Source organism: Micromonospora sp. NPDC085948 (assembly GCF_040686315.1).
Taxonomy (GTDB): domain Bacteria; phylum Actinomycetota; class Actinomycetes; order Mycobacteriales; family Micromonosporaceae; genus Micromonospora.
The window spans coordinates 1181981-1188547 of sequence record NZ_JBFBJW010000001.1; the positions used below are offsets into that span (position 1 = coordinate 1181981).

5 protein-coding genes are annotated in these 6567 nt (G+C 72.5%); 1 reads left to right on the forward strand and 4 read right to left on the reverse strand.

All coding sequences use genetic code 11. The features are described 5' to 3' along the window. Positions 1-62 precede the first annotated feature (62 nt). Both AB0O48_RS05670 and AB0O48_RS05675 read right to left on the reverse strand, forming a co-directional pair. On the reverse strand, positions 63-914 hold the full coding sequence (locus AB0O48_RS05670; RefSeq protein WP_357251468.1) for a menaquinone biosynthesis protein: 852 nt from the start codon (positions 912-914) through the stop codon (positions 63-65). A 169-nt stretch (positions 915-1083) separates the two neighbouring features. After that, positions 1084-1389: a hypothetical protein gene (locus AB0O48_RS05675; RefSeq protein ID WP_365063194.1), complete on the reverse strand. Its 306-nt coding sequence runs from the start codon at positions 1387-1389 to the stop codon at positions 1084-1086. A 127-nt stretch (positions 1390-1516) separates the two neighbouring features. Here AB0O48_RS05675 and AB0O48_RS05680 point away from each other — a divergent pair, with 127 nt between their 5' ends. Next, on the forward strand, positions 1517-2767 hold the full coding sequence (locus AB0O48_RS05680) for a DUF222 domain-containing protein (RefSeq protein ID WP_365063197.1): 1251 nt from the start codon (positions 1517-1519) through the stop codon (positions 2765-2767). Positions 2768-3284: 517 nt separating this feature from the next. On the opposite strand, the gene AB0O48_RS05685 is transcribed toward AB0O48_RS05680, so the two are convergent. Further along, complete coding sequence (locus AB0O48_RS05685) at positions 3285-4457, reverse strand: pentapeptide repeat-containing protein (protein ID WP_365063299.1); 1173 nt, start codon at positions 4455-4457, stop codon at positions 3285-3287. Between the two features lie 1062 nt (positions 4458-5519). Further along, positions 5520-6131, reverse strand: a complete 612-nt coding sequence (locus AB0O48_RS05690; protein WP_365063200.1) for a hypothetical protein — start codon at positions 6129-6131, stop codon at positions 5520-5522. Positions 6132-6567: the final 436 nt, after the last annotated feature.

Here is a 6567-nt window from a genome sequence, read left to right on the forward strand (position 1 = left end):
GCGCGGGGCCGACCCCCGGTCAGCGCCCAGCGGCCTCGCGCGCCGCGGGGCCGACCCGCCGGTCAGCCGGCGAAGAACTCCGGGCCGCCTTCCGGCAACTCCGGGGCCGCACCGATCGCGGCGGCTCGCCGGGCCCACTCACGCAGCCCGGCGACCTGCCGGTCACCGAGCGAGAAATCCAGGGTACGGAAGTACGTGGCGAGCGTCTCCGCGTCGAACGTCTCCCAGCGGGCTGCGGCCTCGGCGACCTGGTCCAGCTCGGCCAGGCAGAGATCCCGCGAGCGTAGGAACGCCTCGTGCACCTCCTTGACCAGACCCGGGTGGGCGGCGGCGAAGTCGCGGCGGACCGCCCAGACGGCGAAGACCATCGGCAGCCCGCTCCACTCCCGCCACGCCTGCCCGAGGTCGGTGACGATGAGCCCGCGCTTCGGCGCCTCGTAGTACGCCCGCAGCGCCACGTCCCCGATCAGCACCCCGGCGTCGGCCTCGAGCAGCATCTGCGTCAGGTCCGGCGGGCAGCGGAAGTATTCGGGCCGCACGTGGTACCGCTCGGCGAGCAGCAACTGGGCCAGCATCACCCCGGTCCGCGAGGTCGAGCCGAGCGCCACCCGGGCGCCGTCCAGCTCGTCGAGAGGTCGGGTGGAGACCATGTTGACCGAGAGCACCGGTCCGTCACTGCCCACCGCCAGGTCCGGCAGGAGGAGCAGCTCGTCGGCGTGCTTCAGGTACTCCAACAGGGTGATCGGGCCGATGTCGAGGTCACCGGCGACAAGCGCCGCGCTCAACCGATCCGGCGAATCCTTCTGCAGGTCGACGTCGAGCAGGGCACCGGAGCGCATCAGACCCCAGTAGATCGGCAGGCAGTTCAGGAACTGGATGTGCCCGACCCGCGGGCGTGCGATGCGCTCAGCCATGACCCGACCGTATCCCCGGTCTTCGGGTCCGGCTCGGCGGGTCGGCCCGGAGTGGCCAAGCCCGCATCCGTCCTGCTGATCCGCTGGGCACCTACCACCGCTGGCGTCAACGCCGGACCGGCTGCTCGCCCACCGGTCCGCCCACCCTGCCGCACCCCGGTCCAGCCGGTTACCCGCGCTCCGGCCCGCGTAGCGCCCGGGCGGCGACCGGCACGAACACCAGCACCACCAGGATCCCGGCCGCGCCGGCCACCGCGATCAGCGGCCGGGGCGACGCTCGCGTGAGCAGCGCGCCGCCGAGCAGGTAACCGGCCATCGAGCCGCCCTGCACCGCCGCGCCAAAACTGGCGTACGCACGGGCGCGCATCGCCTCCGGCACCCGGAGAGCGATGAGCACACTGACGAAGACGTTCGCCGCGCCGTTCGCCCCTCCCGCCACCAGCCAGAGCGGCACCAGCACGCCGGCCGTTGGCACCCCCGCGGCCAGCGGCGTGGCGCGGTGTTGCGACGCGATTTGCGGGCTCGGTGATCGACGTAAATGGGTTCGTTCCATTGATCATCGACAACCCGAAAGTGTCGTACGTCAGTTCTATTCTGTCTTCATGTTGGGGGCGTTGGCGCAGGCAGGAGGCGCGGTCGACGACTGTGCCGAGACCGCGCTCTGGGGGCTCTCCGACGATGACCTGCTCGCCTCGCTCGACGCGACTCAGGTGCTGGCGCAGCGGCTGGCCACCATTCAACTCGGGCTGATCCGCGAGTTGGACGGCCGCGGCCTGGCGGTCGCCCAGGGTGCCTCGTCCACCGCCGTCTGGCTGCGGGAGCGGCTCCGGCTCTCCGGTCGCTCCGCGCGCCGACTGGTCCAGTTCGCCGCCACCCTCGACGCCGCGCCAGCAGCGGTGCGCGACGCGCTGCTCAGCGGTGCCATCACCGTCGACCAGGGTCGAGTGGTGGCCGAGACGATCGCCGCCCTTCCAGTGGAAGCCGGCCCCGAGGTGGCGGACAAAGCCACGCAACTCCTGGTCGCCTGGGCCGACCGGTTCGATCCGACCATCCTGAGCCGGCTCGGAGAGCGCGTCCTCACCCACGTCGCACCGGATCTGGCCGACCAGGCTGAGCTGAAGGCTCTCCAACGGGCCACCGAGCGGGCCGAGGCCCGCCGACACGTCACGCTCTCCGAGCAGCACAACGGTCAGGTACGCCTGAGCGGAAACCTCGACACCGAGACCGCGAGCCTGCTACGTGAAGCGATCGACCCGCTCTGCGCCCCGGCCGGTGCGCACGATGATCGCAGTCCAGGTCAGCGCCGTGCCGACGCGCTGGGCGAGATCTGCCGGCTGGCGTTGCGTACGGGTGAGCTGCCCGACAACGGCGGGGACCGGCCTCAGCTCGTGGTGACCGTGTCGCTCGACGGTCTGGTCAACCGCGTACGTGCCGGCACCCTGGAGACCGGCATTCGCCTCACGCCGGGCGCGGTCCGCCGGCTCGCCTGCGACGCCAACCTGTTGCCGGCCGTGCTGGGTGGCAACAGTCAGGTCCTGGACGTGGGCCGCCAGCGCCGGCTCTTCACCGGCCCGCTGCGGCGTGCGCTGGTGCTGCGGGACGGCGGTTGCGCCTTCCCTGGCTGCGATCGGCCGCCGAGATGGTGCGACGGTCACCATGTCCGACACTGGGCCGACGGGGGGACGACAGCGTTGGACAATGCTGTGCTGCTGTGCGGCTACCACCACCGGGTCGTCCATCGCGGCGACTGGGCGGTCCGCGTCGCGGCGGACGGCCGGCCCGAATTCCTCCCGCCTCGCTGGCTCGACCCGCTACGCGCCCCCCGCCGCAACCTCTACCACCTGCGCTGCTGATGCCGCCGACCACGCCCACGCCGCCCGTGCCCGTGCCTGCGGCTGCGCCTGTGCCCGGACCCGGACCCGGACTAGGACCAGGACAAGGACCAGGACCAGGACAAGCCCGGCCCAACCCTGCCGCCCTGCGGCCCTGCCGCCCTGCCGCCCTGCCGCCCTGCCGCCCTGCCGCCCTGCCGCCCTGCGGCCCTGCGGCCCTGCCGCCCTGCGGTCTGCGGGTCTGTGGCTCTGCGCCATCTCACCGGGCAACACGCCATCTCTGATGGGTGGTCGTCTGGGTAATTCGTTGGAAGCGTCGGGTTCGGGAGCGTAAGGTTGCAGGCCGCTTGACGGCCGAGGTGAGCTGCACCGGAACGGACGTCTTTCGCGCCGGGCGGCCGGCCATCCGCCCCCGGACACGCGAGCGCGCAGCAGATGTGAACGATGGGACGTCAGCATGCCCGCACTTGATCTCGACACCCAGCTCGACTCGGATCTGTCCGCCGAACGCGCACACCTGGCCGCCTCACGGAGCGCGCTACGGCGGATGCGGGAGCGCGCCGAAGCCCTCTTCGCCACCGGTGACCAGGTGGCCGGCGACGCGTACGCGGCGGAGACACTCGGCCGCACCCTGGCCCGTCGGGTGGCCGAACTGGCCGACGACCCGACAACGCCCCTGTTCTTCGGCCGCCTCGACTTTGCCGAGTCCACAGACCCCGACGGCACGGACCCCGGCAGCACGGATCCCGGCAGCACGGATCCCGGCAGCACGGAGACCGGCAGCACGGAGACCGCCAGCAGCACCGGGCAGGGCAGCACCGCGCAGGGCAGCACCGCGCAGGGCAGCACCGCGCAGGGCAGCACCGCGCAGGGCAGCACCGCGCAGGGCAGCACCGCGCACAGCAGCACCGCGCACAGCAGCACCGGGCACAGCAGCACCGCGCAGGGCAGGGCCAGCGACGGGGATCCCGGCGCGGTTGTGCGCAGTTCGGGGCATGACGGTCGGCGGTACCACGTGGGGCGTCGGCATGTCGCCGACGACCGCGGCGAGCCGTTGGTGTTGGACTGGCGGGCACCGGTCTCGCGGTCGTTCTACCAGGCCAGCGTGCGGGATCCGCAGGGTGTGGCGGTACGGCGGCGGTTCGGGTTCAGCAACGGGGTCCTGACCAGTTTCGAGGATGAGCGTCTCGATCGGGGTGAAGAGCTCGGCACGACCAGTCGGATCCTCACCGCCGAGATCGAGCGGCCGCGTGTCGGGCCGATGCGCGACATCGTCGCCACGATTCAGCCGGAGCAGGACGAACTGGTCCGGGCCGACCTTGCCGACTCGATCTGCGTGCAGGGAGCGCCGGGCACCGGGAAGACGGCTGTCGGCCTGCACCGGGCCGCGTACCTGCTCTATCTGCACCGGGAGCGGCTGCGGCGGGCGGGTGTGCTGATCGTCGGACCGAACAGGGCGTTCCTGTCGTACATCGCGGCGGTGTTGCCGGCTCTCGGCGAGGTCGAGGTCGAGCAGGCCACGGTGGAGGAGTTGATTTCCCGGGTGCCGGTGCGGGCGGTCGAGACGCCGGCGGTGGCCGTACTCAAGCACGACGTCCGGATGGCGCGTGTGTTGCGACGTGCGCTGGGTGCACAGATCGCTACGCCGACGGAGTCGATCACGGTGTCGGACGGTTCGTTCCGGTGGCGGATCGGGCTGGAGCCGTTGCATCGGATCGTCGAGGAGACCCGCCGGGAAGAGCTGCCGTACGGCACGGGTCGGGAGCGGGTCCGCGCGCGAGTGGTGAGCCTGCTGCAACGGCAGGCCGAGGCGCGGCGGGCGGAGTCGCCGAGCGATGCCTGGTTGCGTCGGATGGGCCGCTGCCGACCCGTGGTCGACTTCCTGGACGCGGTCTGGCCGGCGCTCACCCCGGAGGGGCTGGTCTTCGGCCTGCTCTCCGACCCGGGGCGGCTCGCCACCGCGGCGGACGGGCTGCTCAGTGAGACCGAGCAGGCGCTGCTGACGTGGTCGAAGCCGGCCCGCACCGCGAAGGCGACCCGCTGGACCGCCGCCGATGTGGTGTTGCTCGACGAGGCGGCCGGGCTGCTGGAACGGCCCTCCGGTTTCGGGCACGTGGTGGTGGACGAGGCGCAGGACCTCTCCCCGATGCAGTGTCGGGCCATTGCCCGGCGCAGCGAGCACGGCTCGGTCACCCTCCTCGGGGACCTCGCCCAGGGCACCGCGCCGTGGGCGGCGACGGACTGGCGGGAATCGCTCGCCCACCTGGGCAAGCCGGACGCTGTGGTGGTCCCGTTGACAGTTGGTTTCCGGGTGCCCGCGGCGGTGGTCGCGTTCGCGAACCTGCTGCTTCCGGCACTCGCGGTGGACGTACCGCCGGCCGAGTCGCTGCGCCACGACGGCGGACTGGACGTGCGTACCGTGACCGACCTGGTCGCGGAGACGGTGGCCGAGGTGCGGGCGGCGCTCGCCCACGACGGCTCGGTGGGTGTGATCGCGGCGGACGACGCGGTCGACGAACTGCGCGCGGCGCTGGCCGCCGCCGGTGTCGCGACCGCGACCGCCGACGACGTGGCGGCCGCGGAGCGGGTCACCGTGGTGCCCGCGACCCTGGTCAAGGGCCTGGAGTACGACCACGTGGTGGTCGTCGAGCCGGCCGCGATCGTCGCGGCCGAGCCGCGCGGGCTACACCGCCTGTACGTGGTGCTCACCCGGGCGGTGTCCCGACTGGCGGTGCTGCACCGCGAGCCGCTGCCCGCCCCGCTCGTCGTCGGCTCAGCCGGCTGACACGGCCGCCGCGACCTCCCGCAGGGGTCGGCCGGAGTCGGCCAGCGGCACGTGGAACGACAGCCACGAACCGTCGGCGAAGTCGAGCCGCAGCCGTTTCCAGTTCAACCGGTACCAACCGACACGTGCGGTCACCGTCGTGCGCGGCGCCGACCCGAGCAGTTCGACGTCGGTCTGCGCCCGTTCGCTCGCCGCCGAGCTGGAGAACAAGGTGACCGGTGCTGTCGCGCCGAGCAGCAACCGCTGGTCGGTGACCCCCAGCACGAGGTCGCGGAGGTCGAAACCCTTCGTCGCCACGGTCACGGCGTGGTGCAGCAGCGAGGCCTGCGAGCCGGGTGCGCCTCGACCTCCGACGCCGAAGAAGAGCCAGTCGACGGCGCCGTCCGCCCGGCCGAAGGTGATGTTCGGCGAGAGCACGGTGAGCAGGACACCCAGCACTCTCGACCCACCGGGGGCGGGAGGCGCCGCCGGCTGCGGGGGCGCCGCCGGGACCAGACCTCCGCCCACGCGGACCTGGGCCACCGCGCGCACCCGCTCACCGGCGGGTAGCAGCCGGGTGAGCCCGTCGACGTACCGGGCGCGGATCTCGTCGACCATCATCGGCGCCCCTCGCGGCCGCCCGCCCCCTGGTCCCGGGAAGCCGCGGCGAACGCCGCCCCGGCCTTCGGCTGGGCGTCCAGCTCGTTGTGCGGGCTCGACACGGAACCCTCCTCTGTGTCCTGCGCGACGGGTCAGCCGCCGCGGCTCCCACCATAGGCACTGCCCGCGCAACCGGTGGCCCCACCCGCGACGTCGGGGTCACCGAGCTTTGACTTTGCGTCATAAGGTTCGGTACGGAATCCGACGACGATCTGCTTCCCACGGCGCCGGTGTAGACGGGGCCGGTTGGCGTTCGAGGAGCACGCCGAACGGTTCGCGCGCACAGCTCGACCCCACTCCGTCGAAGGAGTTTCAATGACCAAGTCAAGCCGTAGACGCGGTCAGCGGTGGTGTGGGTTGGAACTCGCGGCCGTCGCGCAGCAGTGCCCAGACGACG